The organism is Microbacterium sp. p3-SID336, assembly GCF_025143365.1.
Taxonomy (GTDB): Bacteria; Actinomycetota; Actinomycetes; order Actinomycetales; family Microbacteriaceae; genus Microbacterium.
In genome coordinates this window covers 1-25,000 of the sequence record NZ_JALXPE010000057.1, presented here as the reverse complement: position 1 = coordinate 25,000, position 25,000 = coordinate 1, and the positions used below count along the sequence as shown (strand labels likewise).

At 65.7% G+C, this 25,000-nt stretch carries 23 protein-coding genes and 3 tRNA genes; 21 read left to right on the top strand and 5 right to left on the bottom strand.

Annotated features, from left to right (window positions below; translation table 11 throughout):
* Window positions 1–140: 140 nt before the first annotated feature.
* Both M3C17_RS15245 and M3C17_RS15240 read left to right on the top strand, forming a co-directional pair.
* Window positions 141–1,070 (top strand): PfkB family carbohydrate kinase, encoded by a 930-nt coding sequence (locus M3C17_RS15245; RefSeq protein WP_259978763.1) that lies wholly within the window; start codon window positions 141–143, stop codon window positions 1,068–1,070.
* 86 nt (window positions 1,071–1,156) lie between these two features.
* Window positions 1,157–1,241, top strand: a tRNA-Tyr gene (locus M3C17_RS15240).
* A 114-nt stretch (window positions 1,242–1,355) separates the two neighbouring features.
* Here the strand turns inward: M3C17_RS15240 and M3C17_RS15235 are convergent.
* The 3 genes from M3C17_RS15235 to M3C17_RS15225 form a co-directional block, all read right to left on the bottom strand.
* A complete protein-coding gene (locus M3C17_RS15235) occupies window positions 1,356–2,180 on the bottom strand; it encodes a hypothetical protein (protein ID WP_259978762.1) in 825 nt (274 codons plus the stop codon).
* Between the two features lie 88 nt (window positions 2,181–2,268).
* A complete protein-coding gene (locus tag M3C17_RS15230; RefSeq protein ID WP_259978761.1) occupies window positions 2,269–2,622 on the bottom strand; it encodes a hypothetical protein in 354 nt (117 codons plus the stop codon).
* 64 nt (window positions 2,623–2,686) lie between these two features.
* Window positions 2,687–5,851: a hypothetical protein gene (locus tag M3C17_RS15225; RefSeq protein WP_259978760.1), complete on the bottom strand. Its 3,165-nt coding sequence runs from the start codon at window positions 5,849–5,851 to the stop codon at window positions 2,687–2,689.
* Between the two features lie 110 nt (window positions 5,852–5,961).
* Here M3C17_RS15225 and M3C17_RS15220 point away from each other — a divergent pair, with 110 nt between their 5' ends.
* The 10 genes from M3C17_RS15220 (at window position 5,962) to M3C17_RS15175 (ending at window position 17,428) form a co-directional block, all read left to right on the top strand.
* Entirely contained in the window at window positions 5,962–7,110 is a 1,149-nt protein-coding gene (locus tag M3C17_RS15220; RefSeq protein WP_311198449.1) for a DUF4238 domain-containing protein, read from the top strand.
* On the top strand, window positions 6,993–7,361 hold the full coding sequence (locus tag M3C17_RS15215; RefSeq protein WP_259978758.1) for a carbohydrate kinase family protein: 369 nt from the start codon (window positions 6,993–6,995) through the stop codon (window positions 7,359–7,361). Before M3C17_RS15220 ends, M3C17_RS15215 begins: the two co-directional genes overlap by 118 nt.
* Before the next feature lie 209 nt (window positions 7,362–7,570).
* Entirely contained in the window at window positions 7,571–8,875 is a 1,305-nt protein-coding gene (locus tag M3C17_RS15210) for a hypothetical protein (protein ID WP_259978757.1), read from the top strand.
* Between the two features lie 157 nt (window positions 8,876–9,032).
* On the top strand, window positions 9,033–9,665 hold the full coding sequence (locus M3C17_RS15205) for a hypothetical protein (protein ID WP_259978756.1): 633 nt from the start codon (window positions 9,033–9,035) through the stop codon (window positions 9,663–9,665).
* 298 nt (window positions 9,666–9,963) lie between these two features.
* Window positions 9,964–10,815: a hypothetical protein gene (locus tag M3C17_RS15200; RefSeq protein ID WP_259978755.1), complete on the top strand. Its 852-nt coding sequence runs from the start codon at window positions 9,964–9,966 to the stop codon at window positions 10,813–10,815.
* A complete protein-coding gene (locus M3C17_RS15195; protein WP_259978754.1) occupies window positions 10,808–11,947 on the top strand; it encodes an XRE family transcriptional regulator in 1,140 nt (379 codons plus the stop codon). The genes M3C17_RS15200 and M3C17_RS15195 overlap by 8 nt, the downstream gene beginning before the upstream one ends.
* 68 nt (window positions 11,948–12,015) lie before the next feature.
* On the top strand, window positions 12,016–13,350 hold the full coding sequence (locus M3C17_RS15190; protein ID WP_259978753.1) for a MarR family winged helix-turn-helix transcriptional regulator: 1,335 nt from the start codon (window positions 12,016–12,018) through the stop codon (window positions 13,348–13,350).
* Between the two features lie 199 nt (window positions 13,351–13,549).
* Window positions 13,550–14,092, top strand: a complete 543-nt coding sequence (locus M3C17_RS15185) for a hypothetical protein (protein WP_259978752.1) — start codon at window positions 13,550–13,552, stop codon at window positions 14,090–14,092.
* Between the two features lie 579 nt (window positions 14,093–14,671).
* Window positions 14,672–15,673, top strand: a complete 1,002-nt coding sequence (locus M3C17_RS15180) for a hypothetical protein (protein ID WP_259978751.1) — start codon at window positions 14,672–14,674, stop codon at window positions 15,671–15,673.
* Between the two features lie 633 nt (window positions 15,674–16,306).
* The gene (locus tag M3C17_RS15175) at window positions 16,307–17,428 is read left to right on the top strand and encodes a hypothetical protein (RefSeq protein WP_259978750.1); all 1,122 of its coding nucleotides are present in this window, start codon (window positions 16,307–16,309) and stop codon (window positions 17,426–17,428) included.
* 64 nt (window positions 17,429–17,492) lie between these two features.
* On the opposite strand, the gene M3C17_RS15170 is transcribed toward M3C17_RS15175, so the two are convergent.
* Entirely contained in the window at window positions 17,493–17,741 is a 249-nt protein-coding gene (locus tag M3C17_RS15170) for a hypothetical protein (protein ID WP_259978749.1), read from the bottom strand.
* A 10-nt stretch (window positions 17,742–17,751) separates the two neighbouring features.
* On the opposite strand from M3C17_RS15170, the gene M3C17_RS15165 reads away from it, so the two are divergent.
* The gene (locus M3C17_RS15165) at window positions 17,752–18,255 is read left to right on the top strand and encodes a hypothetical protein (RefSeq protein ID WP_259978748.1); all 504 of its coding nucleotides are present in this window, start codon (window positions 17,752–17,754) and stop codon (window positions 18,253–18,255) included.
* A gap of 418 nt (window positions 18,256–18,673) precedes the next feature.
* Here the strand turns inward: M3C17_RS15165 and M3C17_RS15160 are convergent, their stop codons facing one another.
* Window positions 18,674–19,072: a VOC family protein gene (locus M3C17_RS15160; RefSeq protein ID WP_259978747.1), complete on the bottom strand. Its 399-nt coding sequence runs from the start codon at window positions 19,070–19,072 to the stop codon at window positions 18,674–18,676.
* A 67-nt stretch (window positions 19,073–19,139) separates the two neighbouring features.
* Between M3C17_RS15160 and M3C17_RS15155 the strand changes: the two genes are divergently transcribed.
* The 8 genes from M3C17_RS15155 (at window position 19,140) to M3C17_RS15120 (ending at window position 24,836) form a co-directional block, all read left to right on the top strand.
* Window positions 19,140–19,631 (top strand): FBP domain-containing protein, encoded by a 492-nt coding sequence (locus M3C17_RS15155; RefSeq protein ID WP_259978746.1) that lies wholly within the window; start codon window positions 19,140–19,142, stop codon window positions 19,629–19,631.
* 46 nt (window positions 19,632–19,677) lie between these two features.
* Window positions 19,678–20,478: an enoyl-CoA hydratase/isomerase family protein gene (locus M3C17_RS15150; RefSeq protein ID WP_259978745.1), complete on the top strand. Its 801-nt coding sequence runs from the start codon at window positions 19,678–19,680 to the stop codon at window positions 20,476–20,478.
* Window positions 20,479–20,594: 116 nt separating this feature from the next.
* The gene (locus tag M3C17_RS15145; protein ID WP_259978744.1) at window positions 20,595–21,752 is read left to right on the top strand and encodes a hypothetical protein; all 1,158 of its coding nucleotides are present in this window, start codon (window positions 20,595–20,597) and stop codon (window positions 21,750–21,752) included.
* Entirely contained in the window at window positions 21,749–22,549 is an 801-nt protein-coding gene (locus M3C17_RS15140; protein WP_259978743.1) for an inositol monophosphatase family protein, read from the top strand. Before M3C17_RS15145 ends, M3C17_RS15140 begins: the two co-directional genes overlap by 4 nt.
* A 145-nt stretch (window positions 22,550–22,694) precedes the next feature.
* Entirely contained in the window at window positions 22,695–23,924 is a 1,230-nt protein-coding gene (locus M3C17_RS15135) for a M23 family metallopeptidase (protein WP_259978742.1), read from the top strand.
* A gap of 68 nt (window positions 23,925–23,992) precedes the next feature.
* Window positions 23,993–24,064 (top strand) — tRNA-Thr (locus M3C17_RS15130).
* Between the two features lie 32 nt (window positions 24,065–24,096).
* Window positions 24,097–24,170, top strand: a tRNA-Met gene (locus M3C17_RS15125).
* A 192-nt stretch (window positions 24,171–24,362) separates the two neighbouring features.
* Entirely contained in the window at window positions 24,363–24,836 is a 474-nt protein-coding gene (locus M3C17_RS15120; RefSeq protein ID WP_259978741.1) for a hypothetical protein, read from the top strand.
* Window positions 24,837–25,000: the final 164 nt, after the last annotated feature.

Genomic DNA, 25,000 nt, shown 5'->3' with positions numbered 1-25,000 from the left:
CCCGGCGCGTGCACAACTCAGGAGTTCCAGAGCGATACCGTGTCTCGGGGGACGGGCCGCCGGCGTGTCGAGCCGACTCTCTTGAGTTGTGCACAGGGCCGAAGAGGCTGCGGCGGAGGCAGGCGCGGTAGGGTCGGCGGGTGAGCATCGAGACTTCCCCCGGCGGCGCGGCCGTGGTCATCGGAGACGCCCTGATCGACGAGATCCGTGATGAGACGGGCGTCCGTGAGTTCGTCGGCGGGGCAGCCCTGAACGTGGCCGTGGGTCTGCGCCGGCTCGGCGCCCCCACGACGCTCATCGCGATGGTCGGGGACGATGTCGCCGGCGCGCACATCCGCGAGTACCTGGCAGACCACGGCGTGCGGCTGATCGCGACCGCGGCGCCGCACGGATCGTCGCGCGCCGTCGTGAGTCGGTCGGCGAACGGCGAGCCGAGCTATGTGTTCAACCGCGCGGCCCAGGAGCGCACGATCCGGTATGCGGATGATGCGAACGCGGCCATCGCGGAAGCGACCATCGTCGCCGTGAGCTGCTTCCCCTTCGATGCGCCGGCCGAGGTCGAGGCCCTGGCCACCGCGGTGGAGGGTGCACGGCTGGCGATCGATCCGAATCCGCGGACGGGCATGCTGAGCGACCGGGAGGAGTTCGTCCGCGGCTTCGAGCGGATCGCGGCGCGGGCCGAGCTGGTGAAGGTCGGCGCCGACGATGCAGACGTGCTCTACGACGGCGATCTCGACGCGTTGCGGACGCGGCTGCGGAGCCTCGGAGTCACGGCGGTGCTCGCGACGGCCGGGGCGGACGGCGCCGTGCTCGAGACGGATGCCGGAGCGGTGTCCGCCCCCATCTCGTCGCTGCCCGGTCGCGTCGTCGATACGGTGGGGGCGGGGGACGCCACCCTGGCCGCCGTCGCCGCCGGACTGGTGGGCGGCGCCCCGGAGACGGCGGAGGAGTGGGCGGCACTGCTGAAACGCGCGATGGATGTGGCCGCCGCCACCTGCCGTGCCGAGGGCGGGCTGCTGCGCACCCCGGAGTCGCTCGCGCAGGCCGACCGCGGCGTGTTCGGCAGCTGAGGCCTCGATTTCCTGCGTCCGCATCGGACAGGTATGATTGATCTTCGTGCCCCCGGTTGGCTGTTGAAGTCGGACGGGTGCGCTCTGGCGAGTTACCCAAGTGGCCAAAGGGATCTGACTGTAAATCAGCCGTCTTCGACTTCGGGGGTTCGAATCCCTCACTCGCCACCACCGGGGTGTTCGCGTATCTAGAGGGTCCGCGTTTGCGTATCTCAACTGCACAACACCACAGAAGAAAGCCGCCGGGAAGCCGGCGGCTTTCTTCGTTCGTGGGCCGAGTGTCACTCAGACCTCACTCCACACCAGCCTCGCCTCGGCTGCGAGCAGCGCTCCGCCCGCCGGCATCGGGAACCACGTGCCTTCCCCGCCGCCATAACGGTTGTCGTCCACGAAGTCGAGGGCAAGTTCGATGCGAGCCTCGCGGCTGAGGTCAATCGACTCGTCCTCGTCGTCCAGGAAGTACTGGGCCTGAGAGCGGAGGCTCGCGAGGAGGGCGCCTGCAACCTTATCCGCTACTTCCTCGGTGGCACGCGCGAACTCGATGACGGTCGCCGAGCCGTCCGGCCGCCAGTCATACGTGTCCTCATCGTTGTCGATGTTCCAGTAGGCGCCGGCGGCGCGCGGCTGCATCTCGCTGCTCCACTTCTTCATTCCTTCCCGGATGCGGGGGACGAGGAGGCGGTACATCGCATACCACTCGTCGACCATGAGCCCGTTTCCCTCGTCCAGCGAGTGGTACAGCTCCCACTCCGCGATGCGGTGCGCGTTGGTCGCCGCGATGATGAGGGTGGTGAGGAATGCGTGCGCGTTCTCGCCGGTGAGCCACGGTGCCGCCGGGGTGAGCGCGGATTCGCCGCTCCGGAAGGCCTTCTCGAACTGCGTGTTCGCGTAGCGGCTCTCGGAGAATGCCATCGTCCACGCAGCCGACCCGTACGCGTACTCCTGGTCGTACTTGGTGGACTGCGAGGAAGGCGCCGAGGTCTCGTATGCTCGGCGCGCGTCCAGCAGCGAGTCTCGCTCCTCCGCGAGCCGCTGCTGAAGGGACGGGGACAGCACCCGAGTCCCGTCCTCGCTGCGGTTCGCCTTCGATGCCTCGCGGAAGTCTTTCATGGCGCTCCTCAGGGCCGCGGGCATGTCGTTCACGTACCACTTGCCTTCGATGAGGACGGCCTCCTCCGACGCGGCGAGGACCGTCCCTTCACGATGGGGCGGAGTACTCCATGACGAGCTTCGTGCCGTGCTCCCTCAGCGGCTCCTGTACGAGGTCGGGGCGGGTGTGCGGGAAGTAGGAGAGCTCGCCCATGACCCGCTCGATGACGCGCCCGCTGCCGAGCAGTTCCGTGACGAGCTCGTTGGCGGCAGAACCGAAGGCGCGAGGCTGGTGACCGACGACACCGACTACGACGTTGGGCACAGACTCGGGTCGGAGGACATCGGTTGAAATGAGCGTCGCCACCTCGTACTCCCACCCGTAGTCGAACGTCCTCTTCTCGCGTTCGCGGACGCTGAACCCGGCATCAGGTTCCGCGGACACGTGCTCCGAGACGTGCATCTGCTTCCCTTCTGTGGCCTACGGTTTCGTCCGCATGCGGCGGCCGGCTGGTGGAGAGGGCGCCTCACTCGTTGACGTCGACGGTTGCCGCGAGCGCTTGCCGTACGCGGTAAGACGGGTCGGATGCGAGGATGTCGCGTACCTCCGCGTCCGTCGCCCGTTCGGGATGCGGCGCGAGCGAGCGTGCGAGTGCTTCCCGAACGCGGACGTCGTCGTCGGAGGCAAGGCGAGCGCCGATGTGCGACGGGCCGCCGTAGCGCGCCCACAACGTCGCGGCCAAGCACCTCATTGCCCAGCCGGCACCCGACAGGAACGCGACATCATCTTTGACCCCTTCGCCGAGATACATCAGTGCCCTGGCGGGGAACGCATCCGATCCAGATCCGAGGTACGCGTAAGCGCGGCGGCGCACCTCTGCCCGCTCGTGATCAGTCGTTGCCAGCACACTACTGAGAAGCATGGCTCTGCCCCGAACGTCGCTTCCGGCACCTTGGATGCGTATCGGGCCAAGCGGGTCCGCGAACGCGGCCTCCAGGCCCACCGGGTCCAAGTCTCTCGACGCCTCTGAGAGCTGGAGCGCTCCGGCGAACAGCGGAGGCTTGTGCTCCTCGTCGAGTTCCAGAGCAAGGTTGGTGGCCGCGGTGAGGTAGTCCCCGCGGTCGAATCCCTCAACTAGAGGGTCGCCGGCTCGAGACAACATCTCCCGGATGATCTGGACCAACACAGCTTGAGGCTGGTGAGCGACCAGGAGGGAGTCGCCAACCGCGTTGGTGCCGACTGTGCGCATGCCGGGCGTGTGCTGGAGCGGCGTGGATAGCCGCTTCACGGCATCGGCCGCCATCGACGGGTCGACAGTTTGCGGGTCGGCGAAGGCGAGCATCTCCGCAGCCCACACTGAGCCGGGGCCCACTACGGCCCGCAACGCAGGCCGCGAAAGCTCCGGGTGCAGGTTAAGTACCGAAATCAGGGATTCTTTCTGCGCGCCCTGAGCACGCGCCATGAGAGGGACGAGATGGCGAATCGCCCGCGGTGCGAGGGCGGGGTGGCTTCGCGCGATGCCCCCCACGACCATCGCTTCGTCATCGTCGTGGTAGCGGTAGTGGTTTTCCTCGACAGGGGCTTGCCGCTCGAAGAAGGCAAGAGCCGCATCGGCATCGGTTTCAGACAGTCGCCTCGACAGGCCGGCGAGCACCTTGACCGCATTGTTGAACCGTGATGTCGCGTACATCCGAACGTCACGTAGACTCCCGGTCTCTGCCGCGCTGAGATCTGCGAGGACGGCGGCAGCGATACGGTCGACATCTGCGTCGGGAACCAAATCAGCTTGCAGGGCGATCAGGAAGTACGCGGTACCAACCGTCCAGTAGTTCTCTGCCTGCAGCATCTCGACGACGTCGATGTACCGGTTCGGGAACGCCTCGTGGAGTGTCTTCATCTCCTTTGTTCCCCCTCCGCGTGACATGTTCGCCGCGGCCCGTTCCGGCGAGTCAGAATCGCGCATCGCCTCTGCGTAAAGCACGCGTGCCCTCCGCTCTCCGGACCAGTCGCCCGCAACGGCCGCGTCTCGCAGCGCGCGTTGCGCAGAGTTCGAGGCTCGCCTGAGGTCGACAGACCGCAGCGCGGCGTTAGCGTCTTCGAGCGCGCCTTTCGCTCGCGGAATCACGGGTGGTGAAGGCAGAGACTGATCATCGAGCGCGATCTCCAGCGTCACTCGGTCGTTCCCGTGACCTGGTTGCCAGCTGCCGAGGTACGACCGGCGGCTCAGCATCCAGGTGCCGGCATCTTCCCATTGGCGTGCGAGTGCTCCGAGCGCGGCAGCTTCTTCCCAGCGTTCCACCGCCTCAGCGACCCGCTCTCGAATGGCGCAGTGGCGTGCGTATCGAGCGGCGATTAGTGGCGTGAGCGCGGAGGGGATCTGCCGGCGACGTGCATCGTCCAACAGCACGGACCAGTCATCGGTTGCTTCTGCAATGAGTAGACGAAGCCGAACTCGCACCGCGTCCTCGAGTTCTCGATCCTCCGACATGCTTGCGAAGACGGGCACCGCGGAGCGCATCCAGTCGAGCGCGTGGTGAGCGAGCGCTGTTTCGCCTGCGAGCAGTAGAAGACGGGCTCGGTCGATGGCGTCACCGGCGAGAAGTGCGGGAGGGTCGGGGAGGCTGCCGAGCGGGTTGAAATACAGATCGAACGCTAGCGTCCCGACACGTCGAAGTTCGACGAGATAGGAGTCTTCGGTGTCGGTCGGCTTGACGTTATCTAGGCGCCCGAGAGTCGACTGGGCGCTTCCTGTCCTGCCCGCGTCGAGTGCTCGCCAGGCCGAGTCGAGAATCTCTCGAGCAGCTTCCGCTGCGCGCCCGAGGGCAACCAGATGTGAGGTTCGGCTGGACTCGTGCAGGTCCGCATAGGCGGCGAAACCCGCAGCGCGAAGTTTCTCCTGGGCTTGTTCGACCAAGGTGAGCGCGGCGGCATGATCTGGTTCCGTGCCTGCGGAGTCGAGCAGTCGCTGAGCGCCGGTAAGCCGTTCAGGGGAGAGGGTGATGGCGTCGCTGAGCATGCGAGCATCCGCAGTGGGTATTTCGGGCGGTGCAACACCGAGATCCCCACAGAATCGCAACGCCGTCTCGTCGCTGAAGTACTGGACGACGATGTCCGGGTGTCTCCTCAGCATCTCGGACAGTCGGCGCGCATCCCACATCTCGAGACCGCGAGGCCGGAAGGTGCCTTGGAGTGACCGAAGCTCCGAGATGGCCTGAGTGCTGCGGATGTGCTTGCTGACGCCGATGATGAGTCGGTGGACGACGAACGAGCGTTTCGTGTCGTGGAACTTCTTGATCGCGTCGCGCAAAGCGGCGGGGCCGAATCCCTTCCGCGAGTAGTTCTTGCTCTGCAAAGCCACGACCTCGCCGTTCGCCGCTGTGCCGACCAGGTCGAGTCCTTGCTGCGCTTGGCCGGGATCGCCGTACTGGTACGCGTCGCGTAGACCTAAGACATCGAGCATGATTCTCAGCTGGAGTGATTCGAAAGCCTCCCAGCTCAGCCTGTCGAAAGGGAGGAGGTCGAGCCGGCCGAGCACAGGCTCGTCGACACGCTCAAGTGGTGGCCTACGGAGCGGCGAGTCCAGGGGAATCTTGTTCCAATCGCCCACCGGGGCCTCCAACTTGTTCCGCGGCGTTGTCGCCGCACCGAGAATAGCGCGCGTGAGGGCGGCGAGGCTCGCTGCGCGCTGCATCAGCCGTAACGCCAGTACGGGGCGCGTGTCTGGTCAGGGGGTGCTGTGCTGTCTGAGTGTGAAGGCCTGACCGCCGCAGTGTCGTGCACCGCGGTCGGTAGTCTCGGGGAATGACTGGGACTGCGCCCTATGACCTCTGGGAAACAGCACGACGCAACGCTGATGCTATGACCGCAGCTGGCAACGAGCCCCGTCGCCACCACCTTTTGCCAGCGTTCTATTTGGATCGGTGGGCTGAAGGCAACCGTGTCCGAGTGACCGACCTTCTTCGCAACCGAAACGCGTACGAAGTGGCACCGAGGAGCGCTGCGTTTGAGACGGACTTTTACAGGCTCGACGAGGCAGATGGCCTTTCACCGGTCTACTGGGAGGCATGGCTGTCGCAGGTCGAGGGACACGCCGCGACGGCGTTCGAAGAGATCGACGCAGGAACTCTTAGCGAGGAATCGCAGGAGTGGCTGTGCCTGTTCCTCGCGACGCAGATGACGCGCGGTCGAAAGGCTCGCCGCGGGCATCGCGCGCTCTTGGCCGCGCAACTCGCTCAAGTGCGAGAGGCGAACGGCGAGGAGAGCCTGGCTGAGGAACTTCGTCGAGGCGACACTTTTGCATTCACCGACGCGGACGATGTCGCAACAATCATGCGTGAAGTCGACCGTGTGCTCGAAAACCCGGAGCTTCTCCCGATTACTCGCTCGAACGATCTCGAGGCGTTGGCGACGTTGTCGAGTCACGGTGCGGGTCTCCTGGCAACCCGCCACCTCGCGCTCTACCGCACACGTCGAGCGCTCATCACCTCGGATGAGCCGGTGGTCGAACTGCATGAGAACATGGCACAGCCAGCACTGTACGGGGGAGTGTGGGGTGCGCCCATCTTCGCCTTCCCCGTGGACCCGCACACGGTGCTGGCTCTGTACCGGCGTGATATCGAACCGCGTTTCAGCGGCTCGACGCTGGATGTGCAGGAGACCCTCGATCTCAATGCGGCAATTCTTGCGAACTCCCACGGGTTCGCTATCTCGAAGCCAGGGGACAAGCTCGCCGAGCGGCTGTTCCTTCCTGATGAGCCTTCTGGGTACGGGTCAGAGCGCTTCACGGATCCGGAGTCCGGGGACACGCTGTTTCGATTTTGGGCGCCCGGTCGATGGGAGGGTCGGGAGGACGCACCGCGTCGAGTCGTGACGCGGTGGTGGCCCGCCGTCGTGCCGCCCGCGACCCCGCCGACCGAGGAAGAGCAGGCCATCATCGCCGGGTGGGCGTGACGGAGACTCGGGTGTGTTGCTCGACTTCGGAGGCCGCCAGCGAGCTAGACGTCGACTCAGTGGTGGAGCGCGTCCTCTCGCTTGGGCCAGAACTCGTTGCGCTCACTCAAGGCTCTGGCGGTGCCGTTCTGCAGGCGGGGACCCATCGCGTTCATGTGCCAGGCGTCCAGGTGACGGTAGCGGACACCATCGGCGCAGGAGACACATTCATGGCGGCTCTCATCCGTTCCGTGCGCGCGCGGACTCGGTGACTGGACAGCTGAGGCGTTGTCTCAGATCGGGCACGACGCGGCACGCGCTGCGGCTGTGACTGTTTCGCGCCGCGGTGCGGACCTGCCGTGGGCGCACGAGCTAGCTGGGTGAACTCCTCACATCGCTCCAGAGCTGACAACATCGGGGTGCGCCACTGCAGCGGTTCGGTGCGCCTCATTGTCGCGGCGCAAAATGGCAGGATGATGCCATGACCGACAAGCTTTTTGTGCTCATCGGAAGCGCTGATGACGCGACAACGTCGCGGCTACAAGCACGGGAGGTTCGTTACCGTCAGAAGAACCTGAACTCAGGTATGAAGAACTGGGGCCAGATCGTCGAGGATGTCGCCGAGAGTCGCGGGACGATAGTCCGCCTCAACAGGCACAACTTCGAGCAGTTCGCCGGGCCCGAGCTGAGCGGACATTCATTGATTCCGTATGACTCCCACCACCAGCTCACGTCGGCATTTGTCGCTGCCGTAGCTCGCGTCCCTCACTTGGTTCTCGTCCATGAACACATCCTCGCGGGCGCGACCTGGACAAGCGAACAGTCACCGTCATGGACCTACTCCGCGGGCGACGTCGATGAGCGGCTGTCGGAAGCTGCACGCAATGCAGTTCTCTCCGCGTTCGAGAACGCGGGCGTCACCCTGACACCGTACCGGCGCAATGCCGAAGCCGCCGAGCTCGCCTCAGCGTTCATCGATGACAACGAGTCGGAACTTCTGCTCAGGATCTACCTTCCAAGCGCGCTCCCACATTCCGACCAAGCCTCACGGCTCATCAGCCTGTTCCGTGAGTGGCTGACAAATGTTCGCCACATGGGGGTACGGCTCTCCAGCCATAAGACGTCGCGGGGCGAGGTGATCGAGTTCTTCGCAGGCGATGGCACGAGCGTCGGCGACTTCGACCGTGAGCTCGTTGCGTTCCAGAACTACGTGGACGCCATCGCCACCCCTGACGCGGCAACAGCGTTGTTGCGGGGGTTTGGAGTCGATGAGCGGTCGGCCGCCGACTTCGTTGACCGTCACCGAATGCTTCTCCGACGGATCCAGATCGACATGAACCATGAGCAAGAACGTCGCGAATTGGCGCATCGGCAGTCGGCGGAGTCCGAACTCGTCGAACTCGTGGCTGTCGATGCGCCGCTGGATGTCCTCCGTTCTCTCGTTCGCCAGGTTCTTCCCATGCATGCTGGACCCGAGATCGAAAGCCGGGGCGCGGCACCGGTCGTCATCAACAGTCAGGCGTTCCATGCGGTCTATGGAGATGTCCAGCAGACTGTGGGTATTGGCGGTCTGCCCGCTGAGGTGGCGCGGGTCTTTCATGAGATGCCGGACGGGGACCGTCAGATCGCACACCTCGCGGAGCTGGCCGATGCAGATTTGCCTCGTAGTCGGCGGACGCAGGCGGCAGCCGGAGTGCGGGCGTTCCTTCTCCGCGCGAAGGATCGTCTTGAAACTGAGGCGTTCCGAGTCGCGTTCGCGTGGATCAACAGTCAACTGGATCTGTGAGTCTGACCGCTGACCGAAGCAATCTCGGTTGTAGCATCGGTTCGCTACGAACGGCAACGAACCGGTTGCGGATCGCGCCGTCCGGCGCGGTCGAAGATTCCGTGGCGGGGCACCTTGAAAGCATGCCCATCGAGTGACGGCTCGATACGATCACGTCATGACGAACTCGAAGCCGGTTGGTGATAAGGCCCCGGGCAAGCTGGCCGAGTTATGGAAGCGCGCACGCAATTGGGTGGTCGCTGTTGGATCGCTCATCGTGGTCGTGCTCATCGTCCTCGTCTTGAATTGGGTTTCGTTCCTCGACGTCACGAGCTGGTGGCGTGACACAGGACGATGGTGGGCAGATGCAGGCTGGCCATGGCTATCCAAGTGGATGCTTAGCCCCGGCTTCGGAGGGGCAGCTGCGGTCCTTGCGGCTTCTCTCGCCTTCATCGGCACACGCCATCAGGCTCGCCTCAACGCATGGTGGCAACGAGTTGAGTGGGCTCTGAACTTGTACGTCAAGCGTGATGCGACCGATTCCGAGCGACAAGCTGGCGTGGCCGCGCTTGAGGCACTCGAGAAGAGCGCATTGGCCAAGCGAGACGAAAAGGCCTTCCTTGCTGAGGTCGTGACAGCTGTTTCGTTGGACCTCGACGATGACGGCGATGAGACTGACGACCTTGTAGCGGAGCAGCCACGGGTGGTTTCGACGGGTCCATCGTTCCGCACGAGGCAGGGAGCGTTCTGGACAAAGCTCCGCTCGTTGCGGGATAATATCCTCAGACGTCGAACGGGAGGTGCAGCATGACAAAGAGTCAGACAGTGAAGAAGGCTGACCGACGCGTGCCGACGCAGATCGAACGGCGTATCGCCGCGCGGATTCGGGTGAGTACGGATCGCGCGCTCAAGGTGGAGACGCCTCAGTGGATCAAGGACCTAGCGAAGGCGTCCTAATCCCGTTCGTCCTCTCTAGGGCAAGGCCGCGAAAAGCGGCTGGACCATCTCTCAGGCCTCATTTGCCCGGAGTCATGTCTCGGAAGAGCCTCCGGATGCGGTCCGTCGCATAGCAGTTTCGCTGAGCGCTCGCCTCGGCCTTGAGCGATGGCATGACCAAGCAGACGCGGAGTGCTGGGGCGCTCTATTTCTGGTCAATCCGCGCGTCCCGCGACACGCTATCTGAAGAAAAGCTGCTTCTCGCTGAACCAGACTGCTACTGTCATCTCAATGAAAGGGGACTGGGGATGACTGGGGAACAGAAGAATTGGCGGGACGAGTTCACGAAGGCGCAGTTGAGTCTGTTGCGGACCGCGTTGCCGGAGGGGATCAATGCAGCGCAGGAGCGTTCATCCCGCGCGCAGACGGAGTATCGCGACCCGAAAGGTCACAACTACATCTATGGCACGGGGATGGCGCGTGGTGCGCAGGACGAGTGTCAGCACCGTCTTCAGAAGCTGGGCGCCTACTATTCGGAGCGCCCGGTCCCGCGCTCGACGCGCGTGACGATGCACGTTGGCGAGCACCTGATCCACGTCCAGCGTGTCGGCAAGAGAATGCCGAACAACCATCTGCGTGTGCGACTTAACTACATTTCGGACGCACGCCGGGATCAGCTGACGACGGCGAGCAGCGATACCTACGTCGCCGCGCAGCAGACACCGATGTTCGAGATGCCCGACGAGGAGGTGTTCGCCAGCCTCGAGGAAGCGGACAGCGTCGCTCGTGCCGCCCACGGAGGCGCACTGTTCGTGGCCTACTACAGCAGCACGCCATTCGGGGTCGGGCAGATGTACCTCGCCCCTGCGCAGCTGCGCGGCAACTACTTGGAGTTTTCAGACCCCGAGCCCCTCGTCTACCGACGCACGGGGTCGACGGTGCAGGAGGCGAAGCCTGTGGCAACGGCAAAGCGTTTCGCCTCCGGGGAACGTCCCCGCACGACTACGAAGCTCCGCAATGGTTGAACCAGCGGCCCTCCTCGCCGTCGCGAGAGCGTTCGACCCCGCACGACTCACCCAGGCCCGCCGAGTCAAAGGCATCTCGAAGACCGAGTTGCACCGCCTCGTGGGTGTGTCTGCAGCGGCCGTCGGGCAGTACGAGCGAGGGGAGAAGCGGCCTCGCCCCGACACTGTGTCGGCTCTGGCGACCGCTCTCGGCGTGCCGGCTGGCTACTTCGCATACGGTCGGCCGAAGGCGAAGGTCGAGGTTGCGGAGGCATCCTTCCGACGGTTGCGTTCCACGAGCGTCGCGCAGCAGCAGCAGGCGACCGCCTACGTCGAACAAGCCTGGGAGCTCAGTCTCTATCTGGAACAGCGGGTGGAGTTCCCCGAACTGGACTTGCCGGCATGGGCGTCACCGGAGTCACAGGGCACGCCTGACCCCATCACTGCGGCGCAGCAGCTGCGAAAGCACTGGGGCCTGGATGCCGGCCCTATCGCTCATCTCGTCTACGAGATCGAACAACACGGAATCCTGACTGTCTTCTTCTCCATGAAGCAGGACCCGGACCTACCGGAGAAGAGTCGGATCGACGCCTTCTCCACCACCGCACTTCCGCGTCCCATAATGGTGCTGACTCCCGACAAGGCGAACGACGTCCTTCGCCACCGGTTCAGTGCGGCGCATGAGCTCGGGCACATCGTGATGCATCATGGTCGACATGGCTCCGACGTGGAGATGGAACGTCAAGCTGACGTCTTCGCCGCTGAGTTCCTCACCCCGCGCGACGTTATCCGAGATGCGCTGCCTACGCGGCTGAACCTGGGGGTACTTGAGCGACTGAGTGAAGAATGGGGTGTCTCCGTTCAGATGCTCCTTCGTCGCTCACGGGATCTCGAGAGAATCTCCGACTCCACCGTTCGCCGCGGCTACATCACGTTGAACACCTTGCCTCGTCGACCACTGACGCTGGAAGACGTGCCAAGTGAGAAGCCCGAACTTCTTCGCAACGCCATCGAGCTGCTCGACACAGTGGGCGTCTCGCTCGTGCAGGTCGCCCGGGACGTGCAGATGACACCGCGACATGTTCGCCGGTTGGCGGGCATCGAGTTGGACGAACCCAAGCTCAGCTTGGTGAGAGAGCAACCCGAACGATGATCTGTGTGCGCGACTCAATGCTTGGGGACTCGGGATCGAGTGTCCGCGGTCACAGATAGCATGTGCGCATGGACTTTCCGGTCGGCGTGTGGGGTCACTATGGGTTTCGATCCTCGCCCTACTCAACATCTGCTCTCCGCGTTGCGGACGGTGACGAAACCCTTCTCGTCGGCCGAGACCATGAGCTGAACCTCGTTCTTCGCGATCTGTTCAGCGGGACGCAGATGGTCGCTCTCGAAGGCGACTACGGGGTGGGTAAGTCGAGTCTCGCTGCCGTGGCCACGTCGAAAGCATCGGGTTGGCGGCGAGAGAGTAACAGCGTTGCCCCGCTCTTCCTGGCGACGGGGAAGCCGCTGGAGCTAGAAGAGAATGACTCTGCGTCATCACTCGAGAGGCGGGCGTATTTTCAGGTCGCCGGGTCAATTCTTGCCAGCGAGGACCGCCTGCTCCGCGAGGGGTTCGTCCTCAAGCAGCTGAACGATTTCCGGCACTGGTTGACCACGCCTACCGGGGGAGGGTGGTCCGCTGGTATTGGCGCGAGCTTCCCCAGCGTGATTGGTGGAAGCATCTCCGGAGGCAAGAGCCGGACGCCGAACACCAGTGCGGGCTTCACGGAGTCGGGAGTCATCACCCTCATCGACTCTTGGCTAGCGACGATTTTCGCGTCGCCGGAGGCCGGAGGCGTCATCTTGCTCCTTGACAACCTTGAAGTGTTGAGTCGATACCCAAAGGGTGTGCAGGTCTTCGAGTCGCTGCGTGACAAGCTCTTCAAGCGTCAGGGACTGCGGTGGATCGTCAGCGGCGCTGAGGGCACGGTACGGGCGGCACTTAGCACTCCGAAGATGAGCGGCGTGTTTCCCGAGCCCATCGAGATCTCGCCGCTGCCGCATGATCTCGTGAAGCTGGTCATCCAGCGCAGAGAGGTGGCGTTCCGCACACGTGGCGACGCGAAGCTCCCGGTGTCCCCGGAGGGTTTCGAGGATGCGTACGTGGCGACCGGCCGGAACCTCCGCATAACTCTGGGTCTCGCGGAGCGCTTCTCGCTCCGCACCGAGCCGGGAGATATGGCGTGGATGACCCCGGAACAGCGCGACGCTCGCTTCTGGGAATGGCGAGTGCTGGAGGGGGAGAAGGTCATTCAGCAGGTTTCGGGCCGAGTCACCGAGACCCGTTGGAAGATCCTCGAGACCCTCGTCACTCGTCTCGACGGCTTTGCCACGTCGGCAAGCGCGGCGGAGTTCGGGTATAAGTCCTGGGGATCGCTGCAGTCCCACGTTCAAGCGTTGGCTGCCCTCGGCCTGCTCAACTACACCGCCGATGAAGATGACGCTCGACGCCGCATCGTCACGGCGACCGAGAAAGGGCGCCTTGCCGTCGCCACTCGGCCAGTGTTCGCCGACTAATGACGGTCGCGCGCTCTTGTTGCACCACCGAGAGCTAGGTCTCCGGCGTGACTGCGAGTGAATATGGATGCTTGAACTTCGCCCCGCACGCTCCTGGGTCATCGGGCAAGCGACGATTCCGTGGCCCGCTGACGCCCCGGGCACTATGCGTGCGGACCAGGTGCGAGGTCACCGCTGACCAGTGCAATAGCATGCGGGGGTGATACGTGACGATGAGAGCTATCAGATCCGCGAAGTGTACGCACGGTTCGGCTTGGCTCTCTATCACGCGCAGGTTCTCGAGTCCGCATTGATCACTCTCTTGGCTGTGGCGCAGGGCGTGACGACGCCTGGCTTCACAGCCCAGGACTATGACACTGTCATTGAGGGAGCAAGCAGCAAGACGATGGGCGCGGTGTTGAGGATGCTCGAGCCCTTTCTCGGGTCGGATCCTGACCTCGGTGACGACCTCCGTCAGGGGCTGAAGACTCGTAACCACCTTGTCCACGGCTTCTTCTCTGCACACGCCGTCGGATTCACCCATGCCGCCGGCCGGGACATCATGCTTGAAGAAGTCGACCGGGCATCCGATGAGTTCATGGCCCTGGACGAGCGTCTCTCGCCCGTTGTCGACCAGTTTCTGGCTGCGCATGGTGTCGATGCGGACGAGAGGGAGAACCTCGTCCGTCAGGCGGCCGCAGAGATCCTCCAACGCGAGGGGCTCCCGGTGGACGACCCACGATACGCCGAGTACACCCAATAGGTGGCAGTCGGGTGCGCGCGAGGATCGTCGAGGAATCCGAGCGTGTCTTCGGGCTGCGGCGGGCGGCGGCGAACATCCCGTGGAAGACGATGAGTTGACGCCTCCGGAACGCACACGTCTTGCCACGCTGTCGTGAGACATGCGGCATCCGTCGGAGGCTCGGACCCGGATCGAGCGGCGCTTGGGGTGTCAAGTCGGTCGCATCTGTGATTATCATCGGGGGATCCGTTCTCGGGGTGGCCCGCCGCGGGTATGGCGACGGGCCACCGGGGGACTCTTAGAAGTTCTGCCAGATACGAACCAGGATCGCGATGGTCTGAACGGTCTGTAGCACGGCTCGCAACCAACTCAGCTGTTCAGGCCATCGGTTCGTTCCTCGCTCGCCTCCTGTGGTCTGGATCTCCTTCATCTCACCTCCTTCCTCTCGTGTTGGGGTCTAGTAACGCAGACGAAACGCCCCCGGTCCACTAGAGTGGAGGAACGCCTCAACCGGCCAGTAGCGACACCTTGATACAGAACCGTCAAGAGGTCTCTGGCCGGTTGATTCGTTCAAGCTGATACGTCGAAACCGGAGCGAGAATGGCAATCACAATCGATTTCACCCGGCCGCCGAACAAGCGGGAGCGCGAGAAGTTCGAGCGGCGGCTCGAGCGCCTGGAACGGCCGGGCTATGTCGAGGAGGTCGAGAGAATCGGCGCATCGATTCCCGGTCCAATCGCAACAACGAACCTGACGCTCCGCCAAGGGTTTTCGTATCGAGACGCCGGCATCTCCACCGACGCATCGGACCGCAAAGCCCCTCCGCCGGAGATGCGTCCGCCAGCGACACGTCTGATGACAAGTCGCGGCGGGGCGTTGCGATTCGAGCTCACGCTCATCGCCGTTGCCCAAGCGAACCGGAAAGCTACGTCTAAGGCTCGTCTGAAGGACCTGCCCATCGAAGGGGTGGGGAGTTCCACCAGCCTCGGGTGGACGGACCTCATCGCGGCGGACGCGTCGGACTCCAGGAACCGTCACGCCTTCATCACCGCCCGAGAGAAGCGCGCTCGAAGCGTCCGAAGCGCTCTTGCGACGTTGGAGGAGGCTGGCCTCGTCGTTATTCCCGACAAGGGCGGCTCTCGCGGCAGGTACGAGAACTTCGTCCTCCTGAACGAGCGCGGCCGAGATGCGGTGGGCGAGGTGGAGGAGTACCGCGTGCCACGAGCCGGCGACGCAACCTTCGCAATGCCCGAAGGGTTCATCGGCAGCGGTTGGCTGCACGTTCTTGAGGACTCGGAGATCGCGTTGCTGCTGATGGTCGCGTGCCGTAAAGGAGCGCATCCTGCGGGCGACCTGATAGCGATGGACTCGCACACGCGTCTTCGGCACTACGGCATCCACCGCGATTCGTTCTCCGCCGCCCGCAAGACGCTGGAGTGGTTCGGGCTGCTGGAGGTTGAGGAGATGAAACGACACGACGATGGCAGGGCGGAAGACACCGACCTTCAGGTTCACCGCCTAGGCCTGAAACCCGGCGGGTTCGATGCGCCTGCGCCGCAGGCCGTGATAGACGCTCTGCGAGGGCAGCTCGCACGTCGGTGAACGGGACCGCGGTCGTCTCGACCCTCACAGCTGTGGCGACGTGCGAAGATGTGACGGCAGTTCGGGGGAGATGGCGCAGACATGGGGGAAGCGAACGTCCTCCGCGTCCGACGACGCAGCGGATGCGCCCGCCAGGCCCAGCGGGTTGCTGTTCTCTGACGTGGACGCGCCCGACAAACTGTAAGCGGAGATCGAGAGCATTCTCGGGCTCCGGAAGGCGTGCGGGCGCCACCCGTACCGGCGCTCAGCGGATGCCACGGTGCATGGGGCGCGCTAGGCGAAGGAGCGGTAGATGTCGAGGACCGAGGTGGCCGGAGCGAGAACGGCTGAGCAGCACAGTGTTGGTCGGGCTCGGTAGCGGTGCTGTACTCCGAGTTCATCCGTTCAGTGATCCGGTACCGGCCGTCTCAGGTCGTACCGTTCCTCGCGGCATACTCGTCCGGGTGTGAACGCGCCATTCAGCGAGGAGAGACGGAACAGTGGCACCCCTGGGCAGTCTCTGCCATCGCGAAGGAATCAGTGCTCCGAGGCCACGAGTTCAGTGCCAACGACATCACCCCTAAGGTGCTCGCGGGACTAATCCATGACTTCAACGGCAGCGGAATACCACTTCCAGGGCAGACGACGGCGTCGATGCTCACCCCCATCTTGCACGAGCAGCTTCCGTACCAGGAGTCACTGTTCGAAGACATGGCCCGGGCGCATGCACTCCTCGTCCACAGCGAGCCTGGCCAGACACCGATCCCGTGGGAGGAGGTGCTGGGTATCGGGCTCGACCAGGCGATTCGCGCCAGCCACGTCCTCCACCACGTGGTCGTCCGTAGCGGAGGGCGCTACGACGCTGCGATCCTGGACATGCCCAACTTCCAGGACATCTTCACGCGGGTTGCGCCGCGGTCGGAGATCGAGGCGACGGCGAGCCTGTTCACCTCCAGCATCGGTGACTTGAGACGAGCACGAGCTGCAGCGGATGAGAGGGTCCTGATTCCGGAGATGTTGGAACGGTACGCCTTCAATCCTTTGATCTCCCACCCGCTGGTCGATCTCGGAGCAAGAGGAGTGTGGGCTCCGCAAACGATGTTCATCCCCCGCGCGCTCCTCGGACCGAACCTCTACTACAAGGGGTTGGATAGGTGGGGGAAATCCTTCGCAGACGGTCTTGGAAAGCGCGTCGAGACCTACGTCGGTAAGCAGTTAGGGCTCATCAGCGGCATCCAGCTCCACCCAGAGGTGGAGTATGCCAAAGACATGCGCAGCATCGACTGGTTGTGGGTGACCGACGAAGCGGTGATCCTCGTGGAGTGCAAGGCGGCGAGGATGCCTCTCGACGCTCAGGCTGGTGGGGAGACGCTCGAATCTGTGATGAAGAGATACATCGGCCATGCGCGCGGACAGATTGACAAGACTGCACGCTTGATCCGTGAGCGCCACCCTGCCTTCGACCACATTCCGAAAGACCGTCAGATAGTCGGTGTGATCACTACCGCCGAGCCGTTTTACCTGGCGGACACACCATTCGCCGGGTTTATCTCCACCGGTGAGGTGCCAGCGATGACGATGTCCTTGCGTGAGCTCGAGGTCCTGGTGGGGTACTCGGAGCCGGAGGCGGCAGCGCTGGTCATTGAACAGGCGCACCGTGGGGACGACGGCGGCCGCTTCATCGCTAAGTTCACCGATGAAGCACTGCGACGCGAGAATCCGATACTTGAAGATGCCTGGCGCGCCTTCGACTTCCTTGAGCACGGCGCGACTTAGGTGACGCACGTGGCATCTCGAGCTCGATGCTGAGTAGTTGTCCGCAGGAGCGAGCCGCCCGTACTCATACCTGCTCTTGGGCCTCGCGCGTCATCGCGAAGAACATGATGAACTGGCGACGCCGATACCAGAACTCGGAATCGCTCGGGTCTCCGAGCATCCCAAGCAGACCGTCGATTGAGGTTGAGGGCAGCGCAATGGTTGCCATCCTGTCAGGACTGAGGCGTGATTCCATCAGCGAGGCGCGAAGCGATTTCTCCGTCATGGCCAACATCCGCTCGGTGACGCCAGACTGATGTGTGAATGCCGACATACTGTCTTCTATGCGCGACGTCCTAAACCTCGATGTATCCCACCCCGACGAGTTCTGGTACGCAACCGCAGCCGACGGATTCGTGACGCAGGATCCCGACGTCGCTGACGACCACGCGCGGAGCTACGCGAGCGAAGCGAACTGGGATCTCATCGGTTCTGTGATGACGGATGTCAGCCGGAAGCTTCTCGCAGCGACCGGGGAAGAAGCCGAGATCTCGTTCGAACTCCCCGACTCGCGTGCCGACCTAGATGTCATCCTCGAATGGTTCTCACTCGCAGAGCGAGTCGCAGGTGACCCCGGGGAGCTGGTCAACGGTCGCCATCGCCTGTGGAAAACATGGCGTGCAACACCTGAGGCTGTGCTGCCGATTCGGTCGGCTGTTCGAGCGACATCCCGTGAAGAGCCGCCGACCGCGAACGACATCGGAATGGTGTTCGGCGAGGCCCCCGAGACTCTATGGGCGCGAAACCCTCGTCAACGCAATTGGTTCGAGAGCCAGAGGCACGACTGAGCTCGACCACAGTCCGATTGGTGTACCTACATCTTTGTGTAGACGAGACACGCGCGTCAGGGCCATGGCTCCCGCTGGTATGCGCTCCTGAATAGCGTCCATGGGGCCCAAAGATGACGAGAGCAACGATGAGCCAGGGTGCGTCACTCATCCTCTCATTGACGCTTCGCTAATACTCCAGATCAGGGCCGGATTTTCTGGGAGCATCGTTCAGTCGAGAGGAATAGCGCGCTCGCGACAGAGGATTCGCCCGCGTACATGAGGTGCGTGACCCCTGAAGGCTCAAGGCATCGCAGAGATACGCGAACAACCCACCACCACTTCCGCAGAGAGACGCGGAGAGAATGCCCCGGTGGAGTCATCCATCGGGGCTTCGTCGTCCCTGCACCAGACCTGCCGCACGTCGGCTGAGGCGGTCCTAGTCGTCGGTCTCGAACGCGAGGGTGTTTCCGTCGGGATCCTCCACCCAGGCGATGCGACCACCGCCCGCACGCGGGCCGATCCCGCGCTCGTCCTGATCGAAACCCTCGTAGCGGACGAATTCGGCGCCCGCCACCGTCAACTCTTCGACGAGCGCATCGAGGTCGTCGACATACCAGGTGGCGACCGTCGAGCGCGTGGTGCCCGCGGTGGGGGTCTCGAAGACGTTCAGCATGGTCCCCTGCCCGCACGCGTAGAAGCGGGCACCCCCGTCGATGGCGGCGCTCGGCCCGATGCTCGCGGGTACGAGCCGCAGGACGTCCTCGTAGAAGGAAGCGGATCGTGCGATGTCCGTCACGCCGATGGAGGCCCGCACCGGGTAGTCGCCGAGTGTCATGGGCCCATCCTGCTCTTGGGGAGCGGCAGGCGGCGCCCTCGGCGGGGGCGTTTCCTAGACTGGAGCGATGCGAGCTCTCACCGAAGCCGACGTCCGCGCCTCGTTCGTCAACGCGGACGCCGACGAGCTGCGGGTCATGGAGATGCCGCACGACTTCCTGATCGTGGACTGGGACTACCTCGACTTCTTCGCGTGGCGCGACCCGAGCGCCGGGAAGCGCGGCTACGTGCTGATTCCGCACGAGGGCCGGATCGTCGGCGTGGTGCTGCGCGCATCGGAGCCGGGCCGCGGGCGTTCGGGCATGTGCAACATCTGCCACACGATGCAGCCGGGCAACCAGGTCGCGCTGTTCTCGGCACGTCGTGCGGGAGCGGCGGGGGAGCGCGGCGACTCTTTCGGCACGTACATGTGCGCCGACCTCTCCTGCCACGAGAACGTCCGGCTCGCTCATCCCCTCGCGCCGAACGAGGTCAGGGCCGCGGGCCAGGTCGACTTCCGCCTCGATGGCACGCGACGGCGTATGGAGGGCTTCGTCGCGCGCGTCTGGGAGCAGAGCTGACCGTGACTATTCTGGAGTCTCACGCCCTGTGCTCGAAGGAGACGCCATGAGTGATGCCATCCTGTTCGCCGTCGACGAGGGGATGGCCCGGCTGACGCTGAACCGTCCCGCGCGCCTGAACGCCTTCAACGCCGACCTGGCGCACGCCTGGAAGGATGCGACAGCGGAGGCGACCTCGCGCAGCGACGTGAAGGCGATCCTTCTGGATGCCGCGGGGCCGGCGTTCTGCGCGGGCGGCGACGTGATCGACATGGCGACGACGATGGGGGCCTCCGGTGCGGAGATCACCGCGCTCGCGGAGGTCATCAACGCCGGTATCCGGTCGCTCACCGAGTCGAGCGTCCCAGTGGTGGCAGCAGCCCACGGCACGACGGCCGGCGGTGGTCTGGGCATCCTGCTCGCGACCGATTTCGCCGTGGTCGGCTCGCGCTCCAAGCTCGGCAGTCTGTACGCCAACATCGGCCTCACTCCTGACCTCTCCGTGTCCGCGCAGCTGGCTCGCGCCGTCGGCCAGCGCCGCGCCCTGCAGCTGGTGCTGCAGGACCGCCTGCTCACGGCTGCCGAGGCCCTGGACTGGGGCCTGGTCGCGGAGGTCGTCGAGGGTGAGGACGCCGCGGCCGAGGCGGAGCTCGTGCGGGCGCGCGCCGAGGAGATCGCCCGCTTCTGGCTGGCCGGGGCCGCCGATGCCTACGGCCAGGCCAAGCGCCTGGTCCGGACGCAGCCCGAGCGCACGTTCGTCGAGCAGCTGAGCGAGGAGGCGCGGTCGATCGGGGCGGCGCTGGAGACGCCGGACGCGCAGGCGCGCGTGGCTGCCTTCGCCGCCGCATCCGCACGGAAGACCGCCTGACTCCTCCTCCCCAGGCGGGCGGCGCGGATCGACCTTCGCGGATGTCGCCCGTTCCCGTGGCGGCCGCCGGGCTGCGTGGGAGGATGAGTCCATCGCCGCTCGAAGAGAGGATCGCCATGTCCCATCCGGACATCACCACGCCATCGCCGCAGGGTGAGAAGAAGAACATGTCGCTGCTCATCCGGGGCTCGCTGTGGGTCGCCATCGGAGCCCTGATCGCCGCCGCGCTGGTGTGCGTGGTCTGGGTCCTCGTCGGCGACCAGGACGGTCTGATCGGACGGGCCTTCCTCACGATCCTGCTGCTGGCGGCGTTCGCCGGCATCGCGATCCTCGAGGCGGGCCTCGCGCCACATCGCCCGGACTGGCTGCAGCTCGCGAGCATGGTCACCTGGGTGGTCGCGCTGCTGGTGGGACTGGTGAAGATCTGGCTCCCCGAGGACGGCATGTACTTCGGGGCCGAGCGCTTCTTCCAACTGCTGCTGGTGGTGGGCGTCCTCCAGCTGGCGTTGCTGCACGTGCGGCTCTTCACTCGCGCGGCGAAGCGCCATGTGACCACGTTCACGCGCGTGACCTACCTGGTGACGGTCGTGTTCCTCGCCGCTCTCGCCGCGATGCTCGTGTTCTTCCTCACTTTCCCGAACACGTTCGACTACGGCGAGCTGTACTGGCGCATCGTCGTCGCGCTGACCATCCTCGTCGCGGTCGGCACCACGCTCATCCCGCTGCTGAACGCGCTGTTCGCCCCGAAGAAGGCCCCGGTCGCGCCGCCCGTGACCCACGCGTGGCCGACCTATGCGGACGGCGTCACACCGCTGCCTGCCATGCCGGACGGCAGCCCCGACTGGAACGCCTACTACACGGGCTACCCGTCCGTCGCCCCGCAGCAGGCGCTTCCGCCCACGCCGACGTCGGCCTTCCCGGTCGTCCCGGATCCCGGGGCCGCGCCTGCACCGTCGTACGCTCAGCCCGCGCCCGCGCCCGCGCCCGCGCCCGCGCCCGCGCCCGCGCCCGCGCTCGCGCCCGCGCAGCCCGCGCCGCCGTCCGGGCAGCCCGCGCCGCCGTCCGGGCAGCCCGCGCCGCCGTCCGGGCAGCCCGCGCCGCCGTCCGGGCATCCTGCGCCTCCGTCCGGGCCACCCGCACAGCCTGCGCCGCCGGAGCCCGGCGCACCCGTGCCGCCGCGACCCGCTGCGCCCGAGTCCCCTGCGACGCCGGGGCAGGGTGCGCCGCCCGCGTTCCCGCCGCCCCCGCCCGCACCACAGCACCCCGCGCCGTGACGCTCGAAGTCGAGCTCGGCGAGCTGGCCGTCGACATCGCACGAGAGGCCGGCGAGCTGGCGCGCACGCGACGGCAGCAGGGCGTGCGGCTCGCGGCGACCAAGAGCACGCTGGCGGACATCGTGACCGAGGCCGACCGGGAGGTCGAGGCGCTCATCCGCGAACGACTGCGTACTGCGCGTCCTTCGGACGGATTCCTCGGCGAGGAGTCGGGGGCGGAGGCGGGAGACAGCGGCATCACCTGGGTCGTGGATCCCATCGACGGGACCGTGAACTACGCCTATGGCATCCCGGCGTACAACGTGAGCATCGCTGCCGTGCGCGGTGAGCCCGATCCCCGCACGTGGGAGGCGCTCGCGGCAGCCGTGCACGCGCCGGCCGTCGGCGAGACCTTCCGGGCGGCGCGGGGTCACGGCGCCTGGCTCGACGGCACGCGGCTCGCGGTCACCGAGGTCACCGCGGCGGGTGCTCTGCTCGCGACCGGGTTCGGCTACGACCCCGCGACGCATGACGGCGACCTCGCCACGGTGCGCCGCGTGATGCCGATCGCCCGAGACCTGCGGCGGATGGGGTCGGCGGCGCTCGACCTCGCCTATGTCGCAGCGGGGCGGCTCGACGGCTACTTCGAGCGCGGCCTCCAGCCCTGGGACATCGCGGCGGGCTCGCTGCTCGTGACCGAGGCCGGGGGCGCGGTCACTCGCACGGATGCGGAGGCGGCGCGACCGCTCCTGATCGCGGGCGGCGTCCAGGTGCACGCCCGGCTCGTCAAGATCCTGGTCGAGAAAAACCCGGACTGATACATGGCATTCCCAGGGTGATCGGGGTAGGGTTTACCCGATCGTTACTTTCACCACCCGAAGGTGAGAGCTGTACTGCGCCCCCGAGCATCACGAACGACCCGAGAGATTAGCTTTGCCCTTCGAGAACTCCCAGGCTGCCCCTGTGCCCACTCGCCGGTCCAGCCGAATCCGCACTGCGGCCTCCGAGGCCCCGGCGACCGGGACGACGGCACCCCTCGCTGACGCGGAGACCGTGATCGCCCTGGCCGCCGTCATGCCCCTCTCGCGCCGCGCCGCCCGCCAGCGCCAGGCCGACGTGCCTCCGGTGCCCCAGGCTCCGGCCGAACCGTTCATCGCTGCCGCTCCGCCCGTCATCGCCGACGTGCCGACCGTCCGCACCGTCGACCCCGAGGTGGACGCGTCTGAGGAGGCCGTCGCTGCGGACGAGATCCCGCCGGCGTCGGAGCCCTTCGTCGCCGAGGCCGACGCCGCCGGCGACGCGTTCGAGCGGGCGTCTCGTGCCTTCCGTCGCACCGGCCCCGTGCCGACCACCGCTCCGGCCACCTCGACCGCCGGGTCGTCGACGGCCTCCGCCGCGGCAACGTCCGCATCGACGGAGGAAGCCGAGGCCGCCCACGTCGCACCGCGTCGGGTGCGCAACGTCCGCAAGTTCGTGACCGTCGGCGCCACCGTGGGCGTCATGGGTCTCGCGGGCCTGCTCGCCGTCTCCATGACGCTTCCGGCCGAGGCGGTGGCCGCCGCCCGCGGCAACGCCGGCGCCTCGACCTCCCTGGTCACCGCCGCCGCTGCGGATGCGGCCGGCTCGGCGAAGGATGAGATCCAGGCGTTCGTGGCGCCGTCGGGCGTGCAGAACGAGCAGCTCACCCGGACCGACGACTTCAGCGCCGTGTCGCTCGTGCAGGTCGCTGCCGAACAGGGCATCAACTACTCGGGCGACATCTTCACCAACGACCCTGATGCTGCGATCCAGTGGCCGTTCCTCGTGGGCGTCGGCATGTCGTACGGCTACGGCATGCGCAGCGGCCGTCTGCACGAGGGCATCGACTTCGTCCCGGGCAACGGCGCACCGATCCAGGCCATCGCCGACGGTGTGGTCCGCATCGCCACGGAGCAGGGCGGCGCCTTCGGTGTCACGGTCTATATCGACCACGTCATCGACGGCCAGACCATCACGAGCCACTACTCGCACATGCAGTACGGCTCTCTGCAGGTCAAGACCGGCGACAAGGTCACGGTCGGCACGGTGGTCGGCAAGACCGGCAACACCGGGCGCTCCTACGGCGCACACCTGCACTTCGAGCTCATCGTCAACGGTTCGACCATCGACCCGATGCCGTGGCTCAAGGCGAACGCCGGTCGCATGTCGTACTGACCGGCTTGATTTCATGAGGACGCCACAGTGATGGTATTCTCGTGTGGTTGCCCCGCGAGGGGCAGCACGCCCCGATAGCTCAGTGGCAGAGCACTTCCATGGTAAGGAAGGGGTCGTCAGTTCAATCCTGACTCGGGGCTCGGAGTTCGCATCTGCGATGCGGATGCCGTGCGGCAGGGTAGCTCAGTTGGTGAGAGCGCACGACTCATAATCGTGAGGTCGCGGGTTCAAGCCCCGCTCCTGCTACAGCATGAAACCCCCGGATCCGTCCGGGGGTTTTGTCGTCTTCAGGCGATTGCGAGAGGGCCCGGGGCAACACGCACGCCTGACCGCGTCCGCAGTCCTCGCTGACACAGGGCGGCGACGGGGTTAGAGTGGACGCGTTCGGCGCGCGTCGCGCGAACACAGGAACGGCGGGCTCCCGGAATGAGGACCGCTGTGCCCACGCCCGATCTCTCCGCCGCCGCGGTCTATCGCGACGCCCACAGGGCACTGGAGGCGGCGGTGACCGACGGACCCGGCACGACGTTCGGCCTGGAAGACCTCGCTCCCACAGCGTCCTGGGACTTCCTGATCGCCGCCGGATACGGCCTCGCTCTCGCCGCCGGCGCTCTGTCGGGCGCGCTCGCGGGGCTCCGCCGCCGCGGAGTCTCCGTCGCGGACGTACTCGGCTGCCCCGCGGTGCATCTGGGCGGCGGCGTCGAACCGCGTGACATGCGCCTCGCAGCGGCGTGGCTCGCTGACGGCATCGCGCGGGACGACGAACCCGACCTCGACGACATCGGGGTGGATGTGATCGGGACCGACGTGCTCTGGTCGGCCGGGACGCGCTGGGATGGCGAGCGCATCGCCGCCGTGGTGTTCGCGATCGCCGGAGTCGCCGGGCACGCGGCCGCGCAGCACCGGCTCTGACCCCGTTCGGTGCCGCGCCCGGCGCTCCACCGACGGCGGGCGCGTCGTGCACGGACGCGCGGGGCGGGCGACTCGTACGGCGGGACCGTGGATGGCGTCCGGGTGGGGTAGCGCTCGAGGTGGGGGATTGCGCTCGAGGTGGGGTGGCGTTCGAGGTGGGTAGG